Below are 24,953 nucleotides of genomic sequence, written 5' to 3' on the forward strand. Positions count from 1 at the left end.
CTATTGTTCAGACATCGTATGACTGACGGCGCCTGGAAACGCCCGGCAGGGCGTCCCGGGCGTCCCGGGCGTCAGGCCTGCGCGCCGCCGGAGCCCGAGGCCTTGCGCAGCCGCTCGCGGCTGTTGGTCAGGTGCATGCGCATCGCCGCCTTGGCCGCGTCGGGGTCGCGGCGTTCGATCGCATCGTAAATGTTCTCGTGCTCGAACTGGACCCGCTCCAGGTACTGCTCGCGCTCCGGCGTATTGACCCGCAGCCGGCTGCGCGGGATCAGCATGGTGCCCAGGTGGTCCATGATGTCGGTGAAGTAGCGGTTGCCGGTGGCGCGGGCGATGGCCAGGTGGAAAGCAAAATCGCTGTCCACCGCGTCGTTGCCGGCGCCGGTATTGCGCTTGAGGTCGTCTAGCGCCTGGCGCATGGCGGCCAGCTGCGCGTCGCTGCGGCGCGCGGCGGCCAGTCCGGCCGCCTCGGCCTCCAGGCTGACGCGGAATTCCAGCATCGCCATCACGTCGATCGCGGTTCCCAGCGTATCCGGCCCGATGCGGAAGGGCGACGGTGCCTCCGCCGCGCGCGCCAGCACGAAGGTGCCGATGCCGTGGCGGGTTTCCACCAGGCCGCTGGCCTGCAGCCGCGACAAGGCCTCGCGCACCACGGTGCGGCTTACGCCCTGTGTCGCCATGATTTCCGATTCGGTCGGCAGCTTGTCGCCGGGCTTGAGCTGGCCCTGGCGGATCTCTTCGGAGAGCGCCTGCACCACTTCTTCGGCCAGGGTGCGGCCGCGGCGGCGCAACGGCACGGCCGCGGCGGCGTTGGGCGCACCGGCGGCGGGGGCAGCGGCAAGCGGGTCGGGCAGGGCAGGGTTGCGTGCGGTAGGCATGGCGGATACGGGCGGGGTTTCCCGGACTTGACCGGTTCGAGATGGCCTCATTATACTGGGTTATCAGTCATACGATGACAGATAACATAGCAATGCCGGAGACCAGACCCGAATGACCCATCCCGCCACTTCCGCCGCCCCCGCCATGCACGCCGGTGCCGGCCAGACCCCCGTGGTGACCGAACTCACCGTGGTGCCCGTGGCCGGGCACGACAGTATGCTGATGAACCTGTCGGGTGCCCATGGCCCGTACTTCACGCGCAATATCGTGATCCTGCGCGACAGCGCCGGCCACACCGGCGTGGGCGAGGTGCCGGGCGGCGAAGGCATCCGCCAGACGCTGGAAGACGCGCGTCCGCTGCTGGTCGGGCAGCCCATCGGGCAGTACCAGGCCATCCTGAACCGCGTGCGCGCCACCTTCGCCAGCCGCGACGCCGGCGGCCGCGGCCTGCAGACCTTCGACCTGCGCATCACCATCCACGCCGTCACCGCGCTGGAATCGGCGCTGCTCGACCTGCTCGGCCAGCACCTGGAGGTGCCGGTGGCGGCACTGCTCGGCGAAGGCCAGCAGCGCGACGCCGTCGAGATGCTCGGCTACCTGTTCTATATCGGCGACCGCCAGCGCACCACGCTGGACTACCGCACCGAAGCCGATGCCGATAACGCCTGGTTCCGCCTGCGCAATGACGTGGCGATGACGCCCGAGGCGGTGGTCCGGCTGGCCGAGGCCGCGTACGAACGCTACGGCTTCAACGACTTCAAGCTCAAGGGCGGCGTGCTGCGCGGCGAAGAAGAAATGCAGGCGATCCTGGCGCTGGCCGAACGCTTCCCCAAGGCCCGCATCACGCTCGACCCCAACGGCGCCTGGTCGCTGGCCGAGGCCGTACGCCTGTGCCGTGACAAGCGCGGCGTGCTGGCCTACGCCGAAGACCCGTGCGGCGCCGAGGACGGCTATTCCGGCCGCGAAGTGATGGCCGAGTTCCGTACCGCCACCGGCCTGCCCACGGCGACCAACATGATCGCCACCGACTGGCGCCAGATGGGCCACGCGGTGCGCCTGCAGTCGGTCGACATCCCGCTGGCCGACCCGCACTTCTGGACCATGCAGGGTTCGGTGCGCGTGGCGCAGATGTGCGCCGAATGGGGCCTGACCTGGGGCTCGCACTCGAACAACCACTTCGATATCTCGCTGGCGATGTTCACCCATGTGGCCGCCGCCGCGCCGGGCCGGGTCACCGCCATCGACACGCACTGGATCTGGCAGGACGGCGAGAACCTGACCAAGGCGCCGCTGAAGATCGAGAACGGCCTGGTGCAGGTGCCGAAAACGCCGGGCCTGGGGGTGGAGCTCGACATGGACGCGCTGGGCCGCGCCCACGCGCTGTACCAGAGCAAGGGCCTGGGCGCGCGCGACGACGCCATCGCCATGCAGTTCCTGATCCCCGGCTGGCAGTTCAACAACAAGGCGCCCTGCATGGTGCGCTGAGCCGGCACGGCAGTCCGGTATCGACAAGACAGAGCAGGAGACAACGATGTATCCCTTCCAACGCACGGGTGCCCTGCGCCTGCAAGACTGGCTGCGCATGGTTGCCGTCGGCTCGGTGCTGACGGTCGCGGCGCTGGCCGCGCTGGCGGCCGGCAACGCCCGGGCCGCGCAAGACTGGCCGCAACGCCCTGTTTCGGTGGTGGTGCCGTTCCCCGCGGGCGGTTCCACCGACACCATCGCGCGCATGCTGACGGCGCCGCTCAACGAGAAGCTGGGCCAGCCGTTCGTGGTCGACAACAAGCCCGGGGCGACCGGCGCCATCGGTGCGACCTTCGTCAAGCGCGCGCCGGCGGACGGCTACACCATGCTGGTGGCGTCGATCGGCGTCTTTGCCGTCAACCCGTTCCTGCAGAAGAACCTGGGCTACGACCCGGTCAAGGACTTCGACCTGCTGACGGTGGCGGTGCGCGCGCCTAACGTGCTGGTGGTCAATCCGCAGTTCCCGGCGAATAACGTGCAGGAACTGGTGGCGCACATGAAGAAGAACCCGGGCAAGGTCAGCTTTGCCTCGTCCGGCGCGGGGTCGTCCGACCACCTGACCGCGGCGCTGTTCTGGCAGAAGACCGGCACCGACGGCCTGCATGTGCCGTACAAGGGCGGCGCGCCCGCCATCTCCGACCTGCTCGCCGGCCAGGTGGACGTATCGTTCCAGAACATCAACGCGGTGCTGCAGCACATCCGCACCGGCAAGCTCAAGGCGCTGGCGGTGACGGCGGACAAGCGCCCGGCCGTGCTGCCCAACGTGCCGACCATGGCCGAAGCCGGGGTCAAGGAAGTCGAGGTCTATTCCTGGCAGGGCGTCGCCGCGCCGCGCGGGCTGCCCGCCGACGTGAAGACGCGCCTGCACGGTGCGCTGGTCGGCGCGCTGAACGATCCGAAGATGCGCCAGAAGCTGTCGGAGAGCGGCTTCGAGGTGGTGGCGAATACGCCCGAGCAATTCAGCCAGTTTGAAGCGCAGGAACTGCAGCGCTGGAAGACCGTGATCGAGAAGGGCCGCATCGTGCTCGACTGAGCGCAACAAGCATCGACCGCACCTGACCAACACACCGACAGCGCCGGCCGCCGCACGACCACCGTGCCGCGCCGGCGCACCTGCAACAACAATGGAGACATAGCATGACCCAGGGACGCCGCATTTTCCTCAAGCAGACTTCAGCGCTGGCCGCGGGCATCGCCGCCGGCCCGCTGGCCGGCCTCGCCACAGGCGCGCACGCCGCGCAGCAGGCCTGGCCGACGCGCCCGATCCGCCTGGTGGTGCCGTACACCGCCGGCGGTTCGTCCGACATCATCGCGCGGCTGATCAGCAAGCAACTGGGCGAAGCGCTGGGCCAGTCCGTGGTGGTCGACAACAAGCCGGGCGCCAACGGCAACGTCGGAGCGGCCATGGTTGCGCAGGCCACCGACAACCATACGCTGATGCTGTGCGATATCGGCGCGCTGGCGATCAGCCCGTCGGTTTATACCAAGCTCAGCTTCAACATCGCCAAGGACCTCAAGCCGGTGACGATGCTGGCGTACTCGCCGCACCTGCTGGTGGTGCATCCGTCAGTGCAGGTCAGCAACCTGAAGGAACTGGTCGAACTGTCCAAGCGCAGCCAGCTCAACTTCGCCGTGACGGCGATCGGCAGCGCGCCGCACCTGGCCGGCGTAGCGGTGGAGCAGGCCACCGGCGCCAAGTGGCAATACGTGCCGTACAAGGGCGGCTCGCAGGCGATTGCGGACACCGTGGGCGGCAGCGCGCAGGTGCTGATGAACGGCATGCTGGCCACGCTGCCGCATGTGCAGTCGGGCAAGCTCAAGCTGATCGCCCAGTCCAAGCGCACGCGCATGCCGCTGCTGCAGAACGTGCCGACCATTGCCGAGCAGGGCGTGCCCAACTTCGAGTCGGGCACGTGGCAGGGCGTGATGGCGCCGGCCAGCATGCCGGATGCGCTGGTGACGCGCCTGAACGCCGAGCTGATCAAGATCATCCGCGCGCCGGAACTGCGTTCGCAACTGGTCCAGCAGGGTGCCGAAGTGGTGACGATGACGCCGGCGGAAACCGGCAAGTTCTTCGTGGCCGAGCAGGCGCGCTGGGCGGGGGTGGTGAAGCAGGCGGGGATCAAGCTGGAGGCTTGACCGGCAGGGATCGGCCGCCCCGGCAGGGCGCTTCGACGCGATAAACGACAGGCGGCCCGCGTGACGAACGCGGGTCGCTTTCTTTTCTTTTGCGCTGGCTTATTAAAACAAAAAGCCCCGCACAAGGCGCGGGGCTCATCATTGCAAGTGTTGCGCTTATCCCCGCAGTGCCGCCGGCAGCAATCCCTGCGGCAGGTTCTGGTAGCACACCGGGCGCAGGAAACGGTCGATCGCCGTGGCGCCGACCGAGGTCGAACGCACGTCAGACGTGGCCGGGAAGGGCCCGCCATGCACCATGGCGTGAGCAACTTCCACGCCGGTCGGATAGCCATTGCACAGCACGCGCCCGGCCTTGCGCTCCAGCACCGGCAGCAGCTGGCGCGCGGCGTCGAGGTCGGCGTCGTCGAGCTGCATCGTGGCGGTGAGCTGGCCTTCGAGCTGGTTGGCCAGCGCCAGCACCTCTTCCAGGTCGCGGCACACTACCAGCACGGTCGACGGGCCGAACACTTCGGCCTGCATGCGGTGATCGGCCAGGAACTGCGCGGCGGTGGTCTCGAACATCACCGGACGGGCCTGGTTGACACCCGTGGCGGCGACGCCGTCGCCGATACGCTGCAGCCCATCCAGCGACGACAGCTGCGCCACGCCCTTTTCATAGGCGGCATGGATGCCGGGCGTCAGCATGGTCGCCGCCGGCTTGCCGCCCAGCGCGTCGAGCGCGGCGGCACGGAACTGGTCCAGCGCCGGGCCTTCGATGCCGATCACCAGGCCGGGGTTGGTGCAGAATTGCCCGACGCCCAGCACCAGCGAATCGACCAACTGGCGGCCGATCTCGGCGCCGCGCGCCTGCAGTGCGGCGGGCAGCAGGAACACCGGATTGATGCTGCTCATCTCGGCATACACGGGAATCGGCTGCGGACGCGCGTTGGCCGCCTGCATCAGCGCCATGCCGCCCGAACGCGAACCGGTGAAGCCGACCGCCTGGATCGCGGGGTGCGACACCAGCGCCGTGCCGACGACATTGCCCGCGCCCACCAGCAGCGCGAACACGCCTTCGGGCAGGCCGGCGTCCTGCACGGCTTTCTGGATCACGCGGCCGACCAGTTCGGACGTGCCCAGGTGCGCCGAATGCGCCTTGACCACCACCGGGCAGCCGGCTGCCAGCGCCGAGGCGGTGTCGCCGCCCGCAACGGAGAAGGCCAGCGGGAAGTTGCTCGCGCCGAACATCGCCACCGGGCCGATGGCGATGCGCTGCATGCGCAGGTCGGGGCGCGGCGGGGTGCGCTCGGGCAGCGCGGCGTCGAAGGTGGCCTCCTGCCAGCGGCCTTCGCGCAGCACGGTCGCGAACAGGCGCAACTGGCCTGCGGTGCGGCCGCGCTCGCCCTGCAGGCGCGCGATTGGCAGGCCGCTTTCCTGGTGCGCGCGCTCGATCAGCGTGTCGCCCAGCGCCTCGATGCCGGCGGCGATCGCGTCCAGGAAGCCCGCGCGCTGCTCGGACGAGGTATTGCGATAGGTATCGAAGGCCGCTTCGGCCAGCGCGCAGGCGCGCTCGACGTCGGCCTGGCCGCCGCCGTGGAAGTCAGGGCCCAGGGTCTCGCCCGTGGCCGGGTTGATGGCCTGCAGCGTCGATTCGGTGCCGCGCACGGCTTGCGCGCCGATCAGCATGTCGCCGGTGATTTGCATGGGAGGTTCCTTGTCAACGTTTGAGTGTGGCAGAAGAGGACAAGCCGGCCGGAGGGCAAGGTGCCCCGCGGCCGGCTTGTCGCGATGCATATGGCAAGGACGGATCGGATTACTGCGGGCCGAGCTTGTTGATCAGCGTGCCCAGCATTTCCATCTCTTCGCCGGTCAGGTCGGTCAGCGGCGCGCGCACCGGGCCGCCGTCGCGGCCGACGATGCGGGCGCCGGCCTTGACGATGCTCACGGCGTAGCCAGCCTTGCGGTTGCGGATGGCCAGGTACGGCAGGAAGAAGTTGTCGATCAGGCTGCCTACGGTCTCTTGATCGTCCGCGGCGATGGCGCGGTAGAAGTCCATCGCGGTCTTCGGGATGAAGTTGAACACCGCCGACGAGTACACCGGCACGCCCAGCGCCTTGTAGGCGGCGGCGTAGACCTCGGCCGTGGGCAGGCCGCCCAGGTACGAGAAGCGGTCGCCCAGCTTGCGGCGGATGCTGACCATGGACTCGATGTCGCCCACGCCATCCTTGAAACCGATCAGGTTGGGGCAACGGTCGGCCAGGCGGGACAGCTGCTCGGCGTTCAGTTTGGAGTTGGCGCGGTTGTAGACGATCACGCCGATGCCGACCGACTTGCAGACCTCTTCCACGTGGGCGGCGACACCGTCCTGGCTGGCTTCGGTCAGGTAGTGCGGCAGCAGCAGCACGCCGGCGGCGCCAAGGCGCTGGGCTTCCTGCGCATAGGCGATGGCGGTGCGGGTCGGGCCGCCGGCGCCGGCCAGGATGGGCACCTTGCCGGCGCAGGTCTTGACCGCGGTGTCGACCACGGCGGTGTAGTCGGCCGGTGTCAGCGAGAAGAACTCGCCGGTGCCGCCGGCGGCGAACAGCGCGGTGGCGCCGTACGGGGCCAGCCATTCCAGGCGGGCGGCATAGGACTTCGCGTTGAAGTCGCCCTTGACGTCGAAGTCGGTAATGGGGAAGGAGAGCAGGCCTTCAGAGACGATCTGCTTGAGTTCGTTGGGTGCGAGCATTTGCGAAATCCTGATCGGGCCGGCGGCCCAGGGTGGTGACGGCGGCGACCTGCCAGTTGGCGGGACATCCGAGTTATCAGTCATCGTACGACAACGATCATACAAAGGCAATAGGGCTGGAGGGCATTCGCGGGTTTACCGGGACGGATGTGCCGGCAGCCCGCATAGATCCATGGATGGCACCGGCATTGAGACGTCTGCGGCACCGGCATGAGCCGGCGTGCCCTCTCAATGTTGTAGGACAACGTAAGTGACGGCAAATCAGTAATTTTGATGCTCCCATGCAAAGCCGCCCCGTGCATCGGTTGCCTCCGGCTGGCACACTGGCAACCTGAACCAACGGGGGAAAAGACGGTGGGAGAGTTACAAGCCTTGCTGGAAGACCACGGGCTGATGCTGGTATTCCTGAACGTGCTGGTTGAACAGGCGGGACTGCCGGTGCCGGCGTACCCGATGCTGTTCGTCGCCGGCGCGCTCGGCATGCAGGAAACCGGTCCGTCGATCGGCGCGGTGCTGGCCGCGGTGATTGTCGCCTGCCTGATCGCCGATACCGGCTGGTACTTCGCCGGCCGCCGGCTGGGGCAGCCGATGCTGCGCACCATCTGCAAGGTATCGATCTCGCCCGATTCCTGCATCCGCCAGACCCAGTCGCTGTACCTGCGCGTGGGGCCGCGCTCGCTGGTGGTCGCGAAGCTGCTTCCCGGTGCCGGCGCGCTGTCCACCGCGATGGCCGGCATGACCGGCACGCCGCTGCCCGTGTTCCTGTTCTATGACGCGATCGGTGCCCTGGTGTGGGCCGGCAGCGGCCTGCTGATCGGCGTGGTGTTCAGCGACTTTATCGATACCATCCTGGAGGGCTTCAGCACCTACGGGCATATGGCCGTGGTGGCGGTGGTGGCGGCGTTCCTGGTGTTCCTGGCGTGGCGCTCGTGGCGCCGCTTCCGGCTGCTGCGCATCACCAGGCGCGTGCCGCGCATGAGCGTGGATGAACTGGAATCGCGCCGCCTGGCCGGCACGCTGCCCGTCGTGATCGATGTGCGCGCCCATGGCGACATGCCGATGGAGCGCATCCCCGGCTCGATGGTGCTCGACATGCAGGGTGCGCTCGACAGTCTCGACGCGCTGGGCGTGCCGCCTGCCGAGGCCGACATCGTGGTCTATTGCGCCTGCCCGCACGAGATGTCCGCGGCACTGCTGGCCGAACGCCTGCGCGTTGCCGGCTACCCAAGGACCTGGGCGCTCGCCGGGGGCTTCGACGAATGGAAGCGGCGGCACGGCGAGACCGTGCCGCCCGCCGTCACGCATCCCGATCCGGGCAAGGTGGCGGCACGCTGAAGCGCAAGCCTCAGCGCTTGCCGGCGGTCTGGAATACCGACAGGTCCGGATAGATCGCGCGGATCTTCTCCCACTCGGCGGCATTGAAGAACTGGCACTTGCCGATGCCGAAGCGCTTGGCCACCTCCACGCAGAAGCGCACCGCCTCGGCGATGTCGATCTCGTGGTTGGCCGAGGTGGCGCTGCCTGACACCACCGACTGCGCGGTCACTGCCACGCCCACCACCGGCGCCGCCGTGGCGACGTGCGGCTGCATGATGCTGTTGAAGTGATACAGGCCGTTGTGGTACGGCGTGATGTCCTGCAGCGAGATCGGGAAGGTCACTGCCGGGCAGCCGGTGGTCGATTCCATCGTAGCCACCAGGTCCGGCGCCACGCGCAGGATATAGCCCTGCATCGCCGTCGGCGAGATGGCAAAGCCGCGATGCTTGATGATGCTGTTGCCCTTGGACGCGTCGATCGACAGGATCGCATCCATTTCCGGCAGCACCTGGTAGTCGTTCATGGTGTCGGAGGACACCGGCATGCCCATGAACGGCACCGGGTCGTGCGGCACCATCGAGACATCGGTCGACAGGTGCGTGGTCACGATCACGTCGCCTTGCAGGTGGTCGCCGCGCGCCTTCATCTGCGCGAGCTTCAGCGCCACCGCCAGGCAGCCGATCGGGCCGTCCGCATCGGACACCAGGCCAACCAGTTCCGGACGCGCGCCGATGGCGCCGTTGCGGCCGATCACGCCCAGCGTCGGCGCCTTGCCGCGGCCACGCTTGCCGGCGCTGCCGGGGATCACGATGGTGATGAAGTCGGTGGTGTTGGCCGTGTTCTCGGGGGGCGCGTTGTTGACGGTGGTGACTTGCAAGGTCACGCCGGCGCCGGCGTAGGGCGCGAACAGTTCGCTGACGACCGCACCGTTGGCGTGCGGGCTGTCCAGGGCTTCGTGAATGACCAGCGTCTGCTGCAGGGCCATGGCTTTCTCCAGATGAGGTGCCGGGTCCGCGTGGCGCGGGCCCGGCGTCGGTTGAATCGTTAGAACTGGTGGCGCAGGCCGACCATCACGGTGGTCTGGCTGTCGCGCCCGTCCAGCGGCGTGCCGCTGCCGCCGGTCCAGCTGGTGGTGTTGTTGCCGAACAGGCCCGACCAGTCGCCGTGGACGCGGTCATAGGCCAGCGCCACGTAGGTGTCGGTGCGCTTGCTGAAGGCGTAGTCGGCCACGGCATACGCGGTGGTGCGGTTGCCGCTGAAGCTGTCGGCGCGGGTGCGGTTGTGCATCACGCTGCCGGTCAGCGTTACGTTGCCGGTCACGGCATAGCTCGCGCCCAGCGTGAAGAAGTCGTCGTGGCGGCTGCTGCCGAACACCGAGTTGATCGCCGCGCGGTTGGTCGGCGTGGCCGCGGTCGACATGCTGGTGATGGTGGCCGTGTCGGTGCCGCCCTTGGACGAGTCGAAGCCCGCCTCGCGGTCGCTGTGGAGGTAGTTGGCGAACAGGCTGGCGCGGCCGATCGCGACTTTCAGGCCCGCCAGGTAGATGTTTGCGGTACGGCTCTGGCTGTCGCGGGTCTGCTGGAAGTCGCCGATCGCGGTGATCGGGCCGGCCGCGTACTTCAGGCCGAACGACGTGGACGAGGTGGCGCGGGTGTTGCCCGCGGTCTCGCCCAGCGCGTATTCGGCGATCAGCGACACCGGGCCGAAATTGCCGGTGTAGCTGACGGCGTTGTCGTACCGCTGCCCGGTCAGATACACCATCCATGAGTTCGACGGTGCCGCGCCCACGCCGAGCGGATCGACGTAGTACAGCATGGTGTTGGCCGTGGTGTATTGCCGGCCCAGCGCCAGCTCGCCCCACTGGTTGCCGATCTTCACGTACGCCTGGCGGCCGAATAGCTGGCCCTGCTGGTCGAACTTGCCGGTGTCGGCCAGGAACCCGTTCTCCAGCACGAAGCCGGCCTTTACCCCGCCGCCCAGGTCCTCGACGCCCTTCAGGCCAAAGCGGCTCCCGGACAGGAAGCCTTCGCCGCCTTGCTGCAGGCCGACCTGCGCATCGCCGGCGGGGTTGGAATGGGTCTGGTACGTCAGCGCGGTATCGATGACGCCGTACAGCGTCACGCCGGACTGCGACATCGCGGCGGTGGGCAGGCCCAGCATCAGTGGCAAGGTCAGCCGGGCGGCGTGGCGAAGGGTTTGGCTCATTGTGTTTCTCCTCCAGATGGCAAAAAGGGGGCCGCGCGGGCGGCGCAGCGCGGCCCGCGGGGCAGGGTTTTGTTTGTGTGTTTGTTGTGACCGGGGTTGGCTAGTCGCTAGTCACGCATTCGTCCCGCTGGTTTGCTCCCCTCTCCAGCTTGCGGGAGAGGGGAGGCAACAGTCTGTGCTTCGGCGTTTAACGCATCACTCAGGCCGAAAAGCCCCGCCATTCCTCCATCCCGGCAGGCCCGGTGATCTGCGACAGCGGAAAAGGCTCGCCCTCACGAATGGCCTCGACCCTGCCTTCAGCCGGGAACCACAGCGCATTGCGCTCGCCTAGCACGGTGCCGTGGGTGCCGTCCGAGTACAGCGCCGAACCTTCCGGCAGCGCGAACACCTGTTCGGGCGCATTGATGTGCAGGAACTCGGCCAGGCGCTCTTCCCGGCTTTCGCCGTTGTGGCCCGCGGGCTTGCCGCTGATGAAGTGCGGGTTGACCTGGAACGGCACCAGGCCCAGCGCGCGCAGCGAGGGCGGCTGCACGATCGGCATGTCGTTAGTGGTGCGGATGGTCGGGCAGGCCACGTTGCTGCCGGCGCTCCAGCCGACGTACGGCGTGCCCGCGCGCACCCTGGCGCGGATCGCGTCGACGATGCCGGCGTCGTACATGCGCTTGAGCAGCGCGAAGGTATTGCCGCCGCCCACGGCGATGGCTTTGGCTTCCTGCACCGCGCGCAGCGGATTGGCGCTGTGGTGGATCGACTCGAGCGCATAGCCGAGCTTCTCGAACACCGGCTTGACCATGCCTTCATAGGTATCGAAGCTGAAGGTCACGCCCGCGAACGGCACGAACAGCACCTTGCGCGGCTCGCGCTGCAGCAGCGTGTGGATCTGCTCGCCGGCGTGCTCCAGGTAGCCGAGGTTGTCCTTGCGCGAGCTGCTCATCAGGAGGATGCGTTGGGTCATGTCTTGGTATCCGTTTTTTCGGTGATGCGTTCAGGCGATGGCGGCGCGGATCAGTGCGGCGACGCGGTCGATCTCTTCGTGCGTGTTGAAGTAGTGCAGCGACACGCGCGCCATGGTCGGCACGCCGTAGCGCGCCAGGATCGAATCGGCCATGAAGTTGCCCGCTTCGATGATGCATTGCTGCGCTTCCAGCGCGGCCACGATGCGCGCGGGGTCGACGCCGCGCACGTTGAACGGCACGATGCCGATGCGCTGGGTCACGTCGGTGGGACCGTACAGCTCGAAGCCCGGGATCGCGGCGAACTTCGCCACCGCGTACTCAGTCAGGTCGCGCACGCGCGCCTCGATGGCGTCGATGCCGATCGCGGTGGCATAGTCGATGGCGGTGCCCATGCCGAGGATTGCCGGCACGATCGGGCAGCCGGCCTCGAAACGCTTCGCGCCCGCCACCAGCGACAGCGCGCCGGTGTTGCGGTCGCACGCGCCGTTCCACCAGCCCACCAGCATCGGCTCGACCTGCCCGATCAGCGCGCGGCGCACATACAGGAAGCCCGAGCCCTCAGTCGCGCGCAGCGCCTTGCGCCCGCAGCCGGCGAGGAAGTCGCAGTCCAGCTGCGCCACATCGGAACGCAGCATGCCCACGCTTTGCGCGGCATTGACGAGCGACAGCACGCCATGCTTGCGCGCGACCGCGCAGATCTGCGCGGCGGGCTGCACGGCGCCGGTGGAATTGGGCAGGTGCGAGAAGGTCAGCAGGCGCGTGCGCGGCGTGATCGCGGCCTCGAATGCCTGCGCGCTCAGCAGGCCCTCGGCATTGGCCGGCACCGTCTTCACTACAACGCCGTGCGATTGCTCCAGCCGCCGCCACGGCAGCAGGTTGCTCAGCATTTCGGTGTCGGCCACCAGCACTTCATCGCCCGCTTGCCACGCGATGCCGCGCGCGGCGATGGAAATGCTTTCGGTGGCGTTCTTGGTGAAGGCGATCTCGTCGGCCGAGCAGTTGAGCAATCCGGCCAGCATGCCGCGCACGGCTTCCACGCGGGCATAGGTCTCCTTGCGGAACGCCGGCAGGTAGATGCCAACATGGCCGGTATCGAGCAGGTAGCTGCGCACGGTGTCGAGCACGGCGTCGGGCGGAATCGAGGCCGCGGCCGTGTCGAGATAGATGGTGGAAGCCGTCAGCGGAGTGTCGGCGCGGATTGCTTGGATATCCATGGAACGTCTCGGGTAATGACAGGCGGGGCGCGGCGCGCGCGCCCCGGGATGGCTTGCCGCAGGGCTTACTTCTTCAGCTTGGTGACGGAGCCGAAGAAGCTGAAGAGGGCATCGCCGGCGATCACGCCGCCGGCAAAGGCGCTCATCTCGGCCAGATGCTTGTCGCCGCGCAGGCGCTGCACCACGAAGCGGATCAGCAGGCCCGCCAGCACTGCCCAGCCGGCCAGCGGCGAGGCGATCAGCATGCCGGTGGAAAGGAGGATGCCGAGCTGGCGCTTGGAACCGCCGAGCCACTGCAACAGCGCGCCGGGGATCGCCCAGATCACCAGGTTGCGCGCGATCTCCGCCGAGGAGCCGGCCTTGATCGATGCCGCATAGACACGGTCCACCGGCGGGATCAGGCCCTGCGAGAAGAAGGTGCCGTGGAACACGATCACCACCACGGCGGCCACGCCGAAGCCGACCATCGCCGCCAGGAACTGCTGCTTGCGGCCCGCGATTTCGGCCTCCATGTCGCGGCCCTCGCCGCGCAGCAGGTAGCCGGTCTTGAGGTCGTAGCCCATGTCGGCAAAGGCCGGCCCGGTGGCGGCCGAGAAGCCCACCAGCACCGCCAGCGCCGTTGGCGGGAAGCCGATCAGGATGCCGATGGTCAGCGTGATCAGCGCCACCGCGAAGGCCGGGAACCAGCCCGAGTGCATCGCCGCGATGCCGACGATCAGCTCGTGCACATAGGCGGCAAAGGCGGCGTACAGCACGAACACGACCAGCATGCCGAGCGACATGTCGGATACATTCCCGGCCAGCAGCGAGATCAGCAACGCGATCGCCAGGTAGATGAGGAAGCCGCCCGACAGGATGCGGCTGGCGCGCGAGGCCGGGACTTCGATGGTGCGCGCGTCGGCGGCCGGCGCGTTGCGTGCACGGCGGATTTCCATGGCGACCTGGAACAGCGCGACGATGCCCGCGCCGATCATCAGCCCATGCGGGATATAGGCCTTGGCGATATCGATGCCCGTCACGGCCACCGAATAGCCGCGCACCAGCAGGCCGATGCCGAACATGGTCAGCGCCGCCAGGTTGCCCAGGAACGCCGCGCCGAAGGCCGACATCGGCACGCCCAGCCACGCGCCGCCCACGCCCACGGCAATGCCCAGGCCCAGGAACGCCGCCTTGCGGCCGCCGCGGTCGCCGGCCCAGATCGCCTCGGCAGTGGCGATACCCGCCGGCCAGGTGCCGGTGGCGGGGAAGACCTTGCTGCCGAACAGGAAGTACAGCATGGCCCCGTCGACGAACATGGCGATCACCGCGCCGATCAGCATCGGCGTGGCCAGCTCGGGCATGCCCATCGCATACGGCACGCCGATCGGGATCATCAGCGAGTTGGCGGCGCCGAAGGTGGCCGACGAGATCGCGGTCTGGACCAGGTTCTGCCGCTCCAGCACGCGGAAGCGCCGCGTGATCTCCAGCGGGATGCGCGAAAACACGATCGCGATCAGCGCGCCGATGATCGAGGTATTGGCCGAGATCCCCAGCGACACGATCAGCTGCATGCCGATCATGGCGCCGAATACCGACAGCGCCACCGATACCAGCAGCAGCAAAGGCTCCATAAAGCGCGACCGTGTCGCGGGCTGCGCCGCCATTGGCGCGTTCAGTTGTGTTGGCATGGTCATGTCTTCCACCGCTCCCCGTAGTGTTGTCTGGTTTTGTGTGTCGTGTGCGCGCGTTTGCGTGGGCCGGCAATCCTGACCCGCTATCGCATGAAGCCCGCCACCGGGCCGATCGTCTTTCGCGCCGCGCGCAGCGCTTCCAGCAGCCGCGGCACGGCCTCGCGCGTCAGCCGCTGCAGCGGGCCGGCGATGGCGAGGGATCCCACCACCGCCTGGGTGTCGCGGTGGTGCAGCGGCAATGCCAGCCCCGCCACCGTGGCCGCGGATTCCTCGCAGGTATAGGCAAAGCCGTCGGCGCGGACCTGGGCCAGTTGCGCGGCCAGTTCCGGCGCGTCGCCGATGACCTGCCGCCGGAACGCTTCCGGCTGGAATGCGAGGATCGCTTTGGCATGCGCGCCGGCGTCCAGCGCGAAGCGCTGGCCCACCTCGATCGAAAAGCGCAGCTGGTGCTGGCTCTGGGCGATGTCCGTGCACAGGCCTTCGTGACCGTCCAGCCACGACAGGAAAACCGTTTCGCCACTTTCCTGCGCCAGCGCCTCCAGCGCGGGCTGGACCACTGCCGCCGGCGAAAACGCCTTGCGCATCACTTGACCCAGTTCGAACCAGCGCAAGCCCAGCCCATAGCGGCCGACGCTGTCCTGCGTCAGGAAGCCATTGGCGGCAAACGTGGCGAGTACGCGATGCACGACGGCGTGGTGCACGCCGCTTTCGCGCGCCAGTTCGCGCACGCCCCAGCTGGGCTGGCGAGCGGTGAAATGGGTGAGGAGCGCGAGCGCGCCGTCCAGGGTCTTGAGCATGACTGACTGCTTTTTGTCTCTATTATAGAGACAACGTCTCTGATACAGAGAAATGCTAGGCCGCGCCCAGACGCGCAACAATCAGGGTTAACGCGCAATCTCCGCCGGTGGCTGGGCGAATATCGACCATGCGCCGTTGCCTATACTTGGCGCAGAGCGACTGCTACGGGAGGCGCCCATGGCTGCGGAAGACCACGGTTTCGGCGACGAAGCGGCCCGCATCGCGCATCGGCGCCGCCAGCTCGGCATCGCGCTGCGCACGCAGGAGCGCCAGCGCAACTGGGCGCTGGCGCTGTCCGGCGGCGGCATCCGCAGCGCCACGTTCTGCCTGGGCGTGGTGCAGGCGATGGCCGGCACCGACATGCCGGCGCGCACGCTTGCCACCGCCGCGAACACCGAGGCTCCTCCGACGCCCGCGGCGAACACCGCCGCCGCGGCGCAGGCCGTGCCCGGGATGGCCTCGCTGCTGGCCCAGTTCGACTACTTGTCCACCGTCAGCGGCGGCGGCTACCTCGGGGCCTTCTTCGTCAGCCTGTTCGTGCCGGGCCGCCTGCGCCGCGGCACCGGCCCGGTCCAGGCCGCGGCCGACGCTTACCACACGCTGCAATGCGAGCCGCCCGGGCGCATCCACACCTCGGTCTCCTATGCCGCCGATCCCGGCCGCGGCGCGCTCGCGTGGCTGCGCGAGAACGGTCGCTACCTGTCGCCCACGGGCGCGGGCGACAACCTCTATGCCGCCGCCCTGGTGGTGCGCAACTGGCTGGCCATGCACTACGTGATCGGCAGCGCGCTGCTGGCGTTGCTGGCCCTGCTCGCGCTGCTGCTGCATGGCGCCGCGGGAGCGTGGTACGGGTTCGGGCGCTATGAGATGGACCTGCTGCACGATGCGCGGCAGGCCTTCAACCAGGGCGAGTGCGCGATCTGGTGGAGCCCCTGGCTGTGGCTGCCGCTGGTTACGGTGGTGATCGGCGCGGTGCCGCCCGGCCTGGCATACTGGCTGGTCTACGCGCGCGCCAACGATCCGCAGGCGCCGGCGCGCTTTCTCAGCCCAGCACCGCTGGTGGCGACGCTGCTCGGCCTGCTGTTGCTGGCGGCCGCGCACTGGTCGGAATGGCTCGGTGCCAACCACGTTCCGGCGCAGCTCTTTGCCGCGCTGGGTGTGCTGACGTGGCTGGGCGTGCTGAGCTGCCTGGTGATGCTGCAGGGCGAGCCGCGCACCGTGTCCGGCTATCGCGTACGCGCCACGCGTGCGCTGCGCACTGCGGTCACGCTGACGCTGTGGCTGGCGGCATTGGGCGTGGCCGATACGGTCGCGCGAACCGCCTACCTGTATGCCCATGCCGCTCATCATCCGTGGGGCGCGGCGCTGCCCGCGGGCGTGCTTGGCGTGCTGGTCTGGCTGGTGCGCTACGGCGCGCGCTGGCTCGACGCAGGCCGCAAGGGCAGCGCCGACACCGCCTGGCGCGCACTGTGGGCGCGCTTGCCGGTCTCGTTGCTGGCCGGCGCGGCCGCGGCGGTGCTGGCGCTGCTGCTGTTCGTGCTGTGGTCGTGGCTGGTGCTGTGGGTGCGCTGGGATGGCCGCGAGCCGGTCGACTGGCTGGTGTACGGCACGGCCTACACCGGGCCGGCGCTGGCAATGCTGACTGTCGTGGCGCTGGTGCTGGCGCTGGTCGCCGGCCGCTTTACCGGGTTCCTCAACCTGTCCACGCTGCAGCCCTTCTATGCGGCGCGCCTCACGCGCGCCTACCTTGGCGCGTCCAACGGCGAGCGCTTTGCCGCGCCCGATCCCGATCCGGTGGCGGACCGCCGCCGGCGCGCGCGCTTCAGCGTGGCGGAGCCCGTGCCCGGCGACCAGCTCGGCCTCAACGCCTATTACGATCCGCGCGTGCTGGCGCCGCTGCACCTGATCAACGTGACGCTGAACCTGACCGTCGATCCGGCCGAGCAACTGGTCCAGCGCGACCGCAAAGGCAAGCCGTTGTGCCTGGCGCCCGGCGCCAGCGTGGCCCAGCCGGGCGCCGCGGCCACCATCGCGCCGGATGCCTATGCGCGCTTCACCATCGACGGCCGGCAGTGCTGCCCGGATGCGTCATGGCCCGCATCGGGCAAGCTGTCGCAATCGCTCACGGTGGGCGACTGGATCGCCATCTCGGGGGCGGTGGTGTCAACGGGACTGGGCCGGGCCACCACGCTCGGGACCTCGCTGCTGCTGGGCCTGGCCAACCTGCGGCTGGGCACGTGGTGGCCCTCGTACCCGGCCAGGTATGCGCGCCAGGGCGGAGCCGAGGGCGAGCGGTGGCGCCATCCCGAACGCGCCACGCATCCGTGGCTGGCCGCCGGCATGTTCCGCACGCAGTACTACCTCGGGTGCGAGCTGAGCGCCCGCTTCCATGGCACGCGGCGCGGCTGGCAATACCTGTCGGACGGCGGCCATTTCGACAACACCGGTGTCTACGAGCTGCTGCGTCCGGGTCGGGACGTCGCGCTGATCGTGCTGTGCGATTGTGGCGGCGATCCGGACTATCGCTTCGGCGACCTCGCCAACCTGATCCGGCTCGCGCGCATCGACCATGGCCTGGAGATCGTGGTCGATACCGAGGCCGCCACGCATCCCGTGCTGAGCCGCGTCTTCGGCGTGCCGGACGATTTCATGCCTGGTGTGACGGGCAGCGACCCTGCCGCCGACAAATGCGCGGTGCTGCTCAACGTGTACCGCACCGATCCGGCGTGCGCGGCGCCGCGCGCGCAGGTCTGCCGCATCGTGCTGCTCAAGCCGCGGCTGGTGTCATGGGCGCCGGCCGATGTGCGGCACTATGGCGCCACGCACCCGGCCTTCCCGCAGGAAAGCACCAGCGACCAGTTCTTCGATGAAGCCCAATGGGAAAGCTATCGGGCGCTGGGCCATGCGATCGGCAAGCGGGTGCTGGGCGGCGAAGTGGGAAAGGCGCTGCTTGCGTGATCGAGCCGACTGAACGTTGGCGTCAGCGCACGAAGCCGATCACGTCTTCCAGCCGGCCGCTGGCGTCGCGCAAGGCCTCCAGCAGGCGCGGCACGGCGGCCTCGTCCAGGCGCTGCTGCGGCCCGGCAATCGCCACCGAGCCCACCACCGCGCTGCGGTCGCGCGACCACAGCGGCAGTGCCAGCCCGGCCACGCTGGCCGCGGCTTCCTCGCGCGTATGGGCCCAGCCGCGTTCGCGCACCTCGGCAAGCTGCTGCTCGATGCGCTCGCGGTCCAGCGTGGTGTGAGGGCCCACGCGCGCCATGCCCTGGCGGTAGACTTCGTCGCGGAAGGCATCTTCCTGGAAGGCGAGCATCGCCTTGGCATGCGCCCCCGCGTACAGCGCAAAGCGCTCGCCCAGCTCGATCGAGAAACGCAGTTGGTGCTGGCTCTGCACCAGCCCCACGCACAGGCCTTCATGGCCGTCGAGCCACGACAGGAATACGGTCTCGCCGCTTTGCGCTGCCAGCTTTTCCAGAACCGGGCGCACGATCTCGTCCGGCGAGAAGCTCTTGCGCACCACCTGTCCCAGCTCGAACAGCCGCAGCCCCAGCGAATACTTGCCGGTCGCCGCGTCCTGTACCAGGAAGCCGTTGGCGGCAAAGGTCGCCAGCACGCGGTGCACCACGGCGTAATGCACGCCGCTGTGCTTGGCCAGTTCGCGCACGCCCCAGGTGGGCTGGCGCACGGTGAAGTGCGTCAGCAGGGCCAGCGCGCCGTCCAGTGTCTTGAGAGTCATCGATCGTTCCTTCGCATCGGGCTGAATGGTAAGGGCAAGCGGCGCGAGGCTCAATCCTTGCCGTCGGGCGCTGGTCCGGCGGATACCCACATACCCACGCCGCCCGCAGGGCCGCAAATCCGTCGCCAGCACGTTCCGCGCAGGCTCACTAACATAGCGAACCATCCGCATAGCATCGGGCGGCGCACGTGTGGCGTACGCCGCCCGCCAGACCACAACATGAATCGCGACTCTCTCCCCGCCGGCAACGGCATCGCTTACTCGGTGCTCGACCTGGCTCCCATCCCGCAGGGCAGCGACGCCGGCCAGGCCATGCGCAACTCGCTCGACCTGGCGCGCCATGCCGAGCAACTGGGCTACCACCGCTACTGGCTGGCCGAGCACCACAACATGCCCGGCATCGCCAGCGCCGCCACCGCGGTGCTGATCGGCTATGTCGCCAACGGCACGCAGACCATCCGCGTGGGCTCCGGTGGCGTGATGCTGCCCAACCATTCGCCGCTGGTGATCGCCGAGCAGTTCGGCACGCTGGCCTCGCTGTACCCGGGCCGCATCGACCTGGGACTGGGCCGCGCGCCCGGCACGGACCAGGCCACCGCGCGCGCGTTGCGCCGCCATCTGACCAGCGATAGCGCCGATACCTTCCCGCAGGACGTGGAAGAGCTTCAGGCGTATTTCGATGACGTGCGCCCTGGCCAGCGCCTGCGCGCCGTTCCCGGTGCCGGCCTGAAGGTGCCGATCTGGCTGCTGGGCTCGAGCCTGTTCAGCGCGCAGCTGGCCGCGGCCATGGGCCTGCCGTTCGCGTTTGCCTCGCACTTCGCGCCGGGCTTCATGCGCCAGGCGCTCGACCTCTACCGTCGCACCTTCCGGCCCTCTGAAGCGCTGGATCGCCCGTACGTGATGCTCGGCTTCAACGTCTTTGCCGCGGACAGCGCCGATGAGGCGCGCCGCCTGTTCAGCTCGCTGCAGCAGCAGTTCCTGGCACTGGTGCGCGGCACGCCGGGGCAACTGCGCCCGCCGGTGGACGACATCGAGTCGCTGTGGACCGAGAGCGAGGCCGACCATATCCGCCGCTCGCTGGCGTGCTCGGTGGTGGGCGATCCGGACTCGGTGCGCGCCGGCATGCAGCGCTTTGTCGACGACCTGCAGCCGGACGAGCTAATGCTGACCGGCCAGATCTACGACCACCAGGCGCGCCTGCGCTCCTTCGAGATCGCCGCCGGCGCGGCGCGCAGCCTCAAGGCCAACGCCGCACTTTGAGCCATCCGGTATGGCGCACGCCGCACTTGCGGCGTGCGCTGGCCGACGTCTCCTGATTCCTGCCTGCCATTCTGGTTTGCATCCCGCCGACGCGCTCGGATACATTAGAAGGCCGAGACCAGACAGAGGCGTGGCCACCCAGGCACGCGCCCGCACAGTCCGCCCGATCCACCCCCCTCAGCAGGCTCCCGGGGCCGACGGCAGCGACGACCAGGAGACAGCGATGGACCTGCGGCAACGCGAGCACATCGAGACGGTGGTCCAGGCCACCACATACCTAGCCCCGCCCGCCGTGCTGGCGGACCGGATCGCGCACGACGCCATCATCCAGAACTCATGGCGGCGCTGCGTGCACCAGTACGGGCTCGATCCCTCGCGCATGCAGGAAGCGCGCATCCTGCCGCAGCCGCGGCTGCGCGAACACCAGGAACGCATCGACGATTTCGCGCGCATCGCGCGCCACGGCCTGCAGAGCCTGTACGGCCAGGTGGCGGCGCTGGGCTACGTGGTGCTGCTGACCGATGCGCAGGGCGTGACGGTCGACTATATCGGCGATGCACGCACCGATGCCGCACTGCGGCACGCCGGCCTCTACCTCGGCGCGGAATGGAGCGAGAGCGGCGCCGGCACCTGCGCGGTGGGAACGGCGCTGGTCACCGGCCAGGCACTGACGGTGCACCAGGCCGACCATTTCGATGCAACCCATATCCCGCTGACCTGCACCGCCGCGCCGCTGTTCGACACGCACGGCAACCTGCACGCCATCCTCGACATCTCCGCGCTGACCTCGCCGCACGCCAAGGACAGCCAGGGGCTGGCGTTGCAGCTGGTACGCATCTATGCCGCGCATATCGAGAACGCCAACTTCCTGCGCGCGCACCGGCGCGACTGGATCCTGAAGCTGAACGTGGCGCCGGAGTTCGTCGACGTCAATCCCGAATACCTGCTGGCGCTGGACGAGGTCGGCCGCATCGTCGGCCACAACCACCGCGCCCGGCTGATGCTGGAGGGCGAGCTGGGCGGCGCGGCCGGCGCCACCGTGCTCGGCCAGCGGTTCGAGACGCTGTTCGGCGCCCGGCTGGAAGACCTGGGCAACTATGTCTACTCCCGGCCCAGCGAGCAGCGGCTGGTGGCGCTGAACCGCAGCGGCGGGCTGCTATACCTGAGCGTGATGCCACCCGCGCTGCGCTGGCAGGCTCCCGCGAAGGAAGCGCCGGTGGTTATGCCCGAGGCGCTGGCCGCGCTGACCGGCGGTGACGCTGCGCTGCAGCAGCAATTGCAGCGCGCCGCGCGGCTGGTCGATTCGCCGATCAACCTGCTGATCCACGGCGAGACCGGCAGCGGCAAGGAATTCTTCGCCAAGGCCCTGCACCAGGCCAGCGCGCGCCGCGGCGGCCCGTTCATCGCGGTGAACTGCGCGGCGATCCCGGAAACGCTGATCGAGAGCGAACTGTTCGGCCACCTGCCCAACAGCTTCTCCGGCGCCGGCCCGCGCGGCAAGCGTGGGCTGATCCAGGAAGCCGACGGCGGCACGCTGTTTCTGGACGAGATCGGCGATATGCCGCGCGAGCTCCAGTCGCGGCTGCTGCGCGTGCTGGCCGAGGGCGAGGTGCTGCCGGTCGGCGCCGCGCGGCCCGTGCCGGTGCGGCTGCGCGTCATTTCCGCGACGCACCACGGCCTGGAGCAACTGGTCGCCGAAGGACGCTTCCGCGAAGACCTCTTTTACCGCCTGAACGGCGCCCGTTTTGAACTGCCGCCGCTGCGCGCACGCCACGACCTCGACTGGCTGCTGGCCAAGCTGCTGCAGGAAGGCGCCGCCGCACCCGTGACGCTGTCGCCGGCGGCACGCGAGCGGCTGCATCGCCATCGCTGGCCGGGCAACCTGCGCGAGCTGCGCAACGTGCTGGAATACGCGCGCGCCGTCTGCACCGGCGGCTATATCGATGAGCAGGACTTGCCCGACGGCCTCGGCATCGCGGCCATCGCCGCTGCGCCGGCACAAGCTGTGCAGGTTGCCGGCGACAGCGCCGCCGCGCCATTCGACCCGCACCAGCTGCCGCCGGAAGGCATGCTGCTGATGCAGTACCTGCGCGCTTCCGGCTGGAACCTGAGCGCGGTCGCGCGCCAGATCGGCATCAGCCGCATGACGCTGTACCGTCGCATGGAGCGCTACGGCATCCAGTCGCCGAACCGCCGCGACGGGGGCCGACGATGAAGGCGGCAAGCCCATCCACTGAGCGGTCGCGCGATACGGTTGTCTACCCGCTGTACACCTGTGCTGTGACACCTGTCACACCGCACTGCCCCGCCTTGCCTTTTCGTCGCGGGTAATCCCTCGGTTTTTGCGCATTTTTCGCCCTGCGCGCGCTGGCACAGCCATTGCAATTTGCCTGTCACCACAACGACAACAGGAGACAGGCAATGGGGCACGCAGCCGGCGCCGGCACGCCACTGGTCGGCATCATCGCCAACCCGATTTCCGCGCGCGATATCCGCCGCGTGATCGCCAACGCCAACAGCCTGCAACTGGCCGATCGCGTCAATATCGTGCTGCGCCTGCTGTCCGCGCTGGCGGCATGCGGCGTGGGCCGCGTGCTGATGATGCCGGACCGCGAAGGACTGCGCGTCATGCTGGCGCGGCACCTGGCGCGCCGGCAGGGACCCGACTCCGGCCTGCCTGCCGTCGAATACCTCGACATGCCCGTGACCGCGCGCGTCGACGACACGCTGCACGCCGCGCGCTGCATGGCCGATGCCGGCGTGGCCGCCATCATCGTGCTCGGCGGCGACGGCACCCACCGCGCGGTGGTGCGCGAATGCGGCGGGGTTCCCATCGCCGGCCTGTCGACCGGCACCAACAACGCCTACCCCGAGATGCGCGAGCCGACCATCATCGGCCTCGCCACCGGGCTCTACGCCACCGGGCGCGTTTCCGACAAGCACGCGCTGGCCTCCAACAAGCGGCTCGACATCGTCATCCGCGACGGCGATGGCGGCTTTCGCCGCGACATCGCGCTGGTGGATGCGGTGATCTCGCACGAACACTTCATCGGCGCGCGCGCCTTGTGGAAGACCGACACGCTCGCAGCGGTCTATGTGTCGTTCGCCGATCCGCAGGCCATCGGCCTGTCGGCCATTGCCGGACTGCTCGAACCGCTGGGCCGGCGCGAGCCCGGCGGCCTGGCGATCGAGCTGGCCGCGCCGGGCGAGGGCGAATTCGACCTGCGCGCGCCGATCGCGCCGGGACTGTTGTGCACGGTGCCGGTCGCCGGCTGGCAGCGTCTCGAACACGGCCGCCCGCACCGCGTGCGCCAGCGCAGCGGCATTGTCGCGCTCGACGGCGAACGCGAGCTGGCCTTCGGCCCTGACGACGAAGTCACCGTGACCCTGCATGAACACGCTTTTCGCAGCATCGACGTGGCGGGCTGCATGCGCTATGCCGCGCAGCATCGGCTGATGCGCAGCAGCAACCCGTTGCTTTCCTGCCTTTCCTGAAGTGCAAACCTTGATAGAACGAAGGAGACAGACATGACAGCCAGAGCTTCACAAGCTTCCGCCTTGCTGCCGCTCGACAAGGAGACCCTGCTGACGGTGTACCGGAAGATGCGCACCATCCGCGATTTCGAGGAACGCCTGCACGTGGACTTCGCGCGTGGCGACATCCCGGGCTTCGTCCACCTGTACGCAGGCGAGGAGGCCGCGGGCGTCGGCATCCTGCACCACCTGCACGATGGCGACCGCATTGCCAGCACGCACCGCGGCCACGGCCACTGCATTGCCAAGGGTGTGGATCCGGTGGCGATGATGATGGAGATCTATGGCAAGAAGGGCGGTTCATGCAACGGCAAGGGCGGCTCGATGCATATCGCCGACCTGTCCAAGGGCATGATGGGCGCCAACGGCATCCTGGGCGCGGGTGCGCCGCTGGTCTGCGGCGCCGCGCTGGCGGCCAAGTTCCGCGGCAAGGGCGAGGTCGGCATCACCTTCTGCGGCGACGGCGCTTCCAACCAGGGCACCTTCCTGGAAAGCCTGAACCTGGCCGCGGTGTGGAACCTGCCGGTGATCTTCGTGATCGAGAACAACGGCTATGCCGAGTCGACCTCGCGTGACTATGGCACCGCGGTGGACAGCTACGTCGACCGCGCCGCCGGCTTCGGCATCCCCGGCGTGACTGTCGACGGCACCGACTTCTTCGCCGTGCACGAGGCCGCGGGCGAAGTGATCCGCCGCGCGCGCGAAGGCGGCGGCCCGTCGCTGCTCGAATGCAAGATGGTGCGCTTCTACGGCCATTTCGAGGGCGATGCGCAGACCTATCGCGCCGCCGGCGAACTCGACGATATCCGCGCCAACAAGGACTGCCTGAAGCTGTTCGCCCGCACCGTGACGCAGGCCGGCGTGGTCGCGCGCGAGGAACTCGACACCATCGACCGCGAAGTCGCCGCGCTGATCGAGCACGCCGTGCAGGAAGCCAAGGCCGCGCCGCTGCCCGGCCCGGAAGACCTGCTCACCGACGTCTACGTCAGCTACTGATCGCCTCTCGCCAACCAGACG

19 protein-coding genes are annotated in these 24,953 nt (G+C 68.7%); 9 read left to right on the forward strand and 10 right to left on the reverse strand.

All coding sequences use genetic code 11. The features are described 5' to 3' along the window. Window positions 1–71: 71 nt before the first annotated feature. Entirely contained in the window at window positions 72–875 is an 804-nt protein-coding gene (locus tag IPF36_RS12475; RefSeq protein WP_240745756.1) for a FadR/GntR family transcriptional regulator, read from the reverse strand. Window positions 876–987: 112 nt separating this feature from the next. On the opposite strand from IPF36_RS12475, the gene gudD reads away from it, so the two are divergent. From gudD to IPF36_RS12490, 3 genes are all read left to right on the forward strand, one after another. Then, window positions 988–2,361, forward strand: coding sequence for a glucarate dehydratase (gene gudD, locus IPF36_RS12480; protein WP_255519751.1), 1,374 nt, complete (start codon window positions 988–990; stop codon window positions 2,359–2,361). 46 nt (window positions 2,362–2,407) lie between these two features. Then, a complete protein-coding gene (locus IPF36_RS12485; RefSeq protein ID WP_195428064.1) occupies window positions 2,408–3,433 on the forward strand; it encodes a tripartite tricarboxylate transporter substrate binding protein in 1,026 nt (341 codons plus the stop codon). A 104-nt stretch (window positions 3,434–3,537) separates the two neighbouring features. Further along, window positions 3,538–4,539: a tripartite tricarboxylate transporter substrate binding protein gene (locus IPF36_RS12490; RefSeq protein WP_133097070.1), complete on the forward strand. Its 1,002-nt coding sequence runs from the start codon at window positions 3,538–3,540 to the stop codon at window positions 4,537–4,539. Window positions 4,540–4,695: 156 nt separating this feature from the next. On the opposite strand, the gene IPF36_RS12495 is transcribed toward IPF36_RS12490, so the two are convergent. Both IPF36_RS12495 and kdgD read right to left on the reverse strand, forming a co-directional pair. Then, window positions 4,696–6,222 carry an aldehyde dehydrogenase (NADP(+)) gene (locus IPF36_RS12495; protein WP_195428065.1) on the reverse strand — a complete coding sequence of 509 codons (1,527 nt, stop codon included), beginning with the start codon at window positions 6,220–6,222 and terminating at the stop codon, window positions 4,696–4,698. A gap of 109 nt (window positions 6,223–6,331) precedes the next feature. Further along, window positions 6,332–7,246, reverse strand: a complete 915-nt coding sequence (kdgD, locus tag IPF36_RS12500; protein WP_195428066.1) for a 5-dehydro-4-deoxyglucarate dehydratase — start codon at window positions 7,244–7,246, stop codon at window positions 6,332–6,334. A 354-nt stretch (window positions 7,247–7,600) separates the two neighbouring features. On the opposite strand from kdgD, the gene IPF36_RS12505 reads away from it, so the two are divergent. After that, window positions 7,601–8,581 (forward strand): DedA family protein/thiosulfate sulfurtransferase GlpE, encoded by a 981-nt coding sequence (locus IPF36_RS12505; protein ID WP_135703430.1) that lies wholly within the window; start codon window positions 7,601–7,603, stop codon window positions 8,579–8,581. Between the two features lie 10 nt (window positions 8,582–8,591). On the opposite strand, the gene IPF36_RS12510 is transcribed toward IPF36_RS12505, so the two are convergent. The 6 genes from IPF36_RS12510 to IPF36_RS12535 all read right to left on the reverse strand — a co-directional run bounded on the left by IPF36_RS12510 (window position 8,592) and on the right by IPF36_RS12535 (window position 15,405). Continuing rightward, window positions 8,592–9,548, reverse strand: coding sequence for a DUF1177 domain-containing protein (locus IPF36_RS12510; protein ID WP_133097066.1), 957 nt, complete (start codon window positions 9,546–9,548; stop codon window positions 8,592–8,594). Window positions 9,549–9,607: 59 nt separating this feature from the next. Further along, window positions 9,608–10,768, reverse strand: a complete 1,161-nt coding sequence (locus tag IPF36_RS12515; protein ID WP_195428067.1) for a porin — start codon at window positions 10,766–10,768, stop codon at window positions 9,608–9,610. A 199-nt stretch (window positions 10,769–10,967) separates the two neighbouring features. After that, window positions 10,968–11,723 carry a dipeptidase PepE gene (gene pepE, locus IPF36_RS12520; protein WP_135703432.1) on the reverse strand — a complete coding sequence of 252 codons (756 nt, stop codon included), beginning with the start codon at window positions 11,721–11,723 and terminating at the stop codon, window positions 10,968–10,970. A 30-nt stretch (window positions 11,724–11,753) separates the two neighbouring features. After that, window positions 11,754–12,938 carry an aminotransferase class V-fold PLP-dependent enzyme gene (locus tag IPF36_RS12525; RefSeq protein WP_135703433.1) on the reverse strand — a complete coding sequence of 395 codons (1,185 nt, stop codon included), beginning with the start codon at window positions 12,936–12,938 and terminating at the stop codon, window positions 11,754–11,756. Window positions 12,939–13,003: 65 nt separating this feature from the next. Next, a complete protein-coding gene (locus IPF36_RS12530) occupies window positions 13,004–14,611 on the reverse strand; it encodes an OPT/YSL family transporter (RefSeq protein WP_135703434.1) in 1,608 nt (535 codons plus the stop codon). A gap of 80 nt (window positions 14,612–14,691) precedes the next feature. Then, window positions 14,692–15,405 (reverse strand): IclR family transcriptional regulator, encoded by a 714-nt coding sequence (locus tag IPF36_RS12535; RefSeq protein ID WP_135703435.1) that lies wholly within the window; start codon window positions 15,403–15,405, stop codon window positions 14,692–14,694. 178 nt (window positions 15,406–15,583) lie between these two features. On the opposite strand from IPF36_RS12535, the gene IPF36_RS12540 reads away from it, so the two are divergent. Then, complete coding sequence (locus tag IPF36_RS12540; RefSeq protein ID WP_135703436.1) at window positions 15,584–18,364, forward strand: hypothetical protein; 2,781 nt, start codon at window positions 15,584–15,586, stop codon at window positions 18,362–18,364. Between the two features lie 22 nt (window positions 18,365–18,386). Here the strand turns inward: IPF36_RS12540 and IPF36_RS12545 are convergent, their stop codons facing one another. Next, a complete protein-coding gene (locus IPF36_RS12545) occupies window positions 18,387–19,142 on the reverse strand; it encodes an IclR family transcriptional regulator (protein WP_135703437.1) in 756 nt (251 codons plus the stop codon). A gap of 219 nt (window positions 19,143–19,361) precedes the next feature. Between IPF36_RS12545 and IPF36_RS12550 the strand changes: the two genes are divergently transcribed. From IPF36_RS12550 to IPF36_RS12565, 4 genes are all read left to right on the forward strand, one after another. Next, on the forward strand, window positions 19,362–20,402 hold the full coding sequence (locus IPF36_RS12550; RefSeq protein ID WP_135703438.1) for an LLM class flavin-dependent oxidoreductase: 1,041 nt from the start codon (window positions 19,362–19,364) through the stop codon (window positions 20,400–20,402). 223 nt (window positions 20,403–20,625) lie between these two features. After that, on the forward strand, window positions 20,626–22,617 hold the full coding sequence (locus IPF36_RS12555) for a sigma-54-dependent Fis family transcriptional regulator (protein ID WP_195428068.1): 1,992 nt from the start codon (window positions 20,626–20,628) through the stop codon (window positions 22,615–22,617). 206 nt (window positions 22,618–22,823) lie between these two features. Then, window positions 22,824–23,897 carry an ATP-NAD kinase family protein gene (locus tag IPF36_RS12560; RefSeq protein WP_135703439.1) on the forward strand — a complete coding sequence of 358 codons (1,074 nt, stop codon included), beginning with the start codon at window positions 22,824–22,826 and terminating at the stop codon, window positions 23,895–23,897. Between the two features lie 33 nt (window positions 23,898–23,930). Further along, window positions 23,931–24,932, forward strand: a complete 1,002-nt coding sequence (locus IPF36_RS12565; protein ID WP_133097056.1) for a thiamine pyrophosphate-dependent dehydrogenase E1 component subunit alpha — start codon at window positions 23,931–23,933, stop codon at window positions 24,930–24,932. The last annotated feature ends 21 nt before the right edge of the window (window positions 24,933–24,953 follow it).

Origin of the sequence: Cupriavidus sp. IK-TO18 (assembly GCF_015549295.1) — a bacterium.
Taxonomy (GTDB): domain Bacteria; phylum Pseudomonadota; class Gammaproteobacteria; order Burkholderiales; family Burkholderiaceae; genus Cupriavidus; species Cupriavidus oxalaticus_A.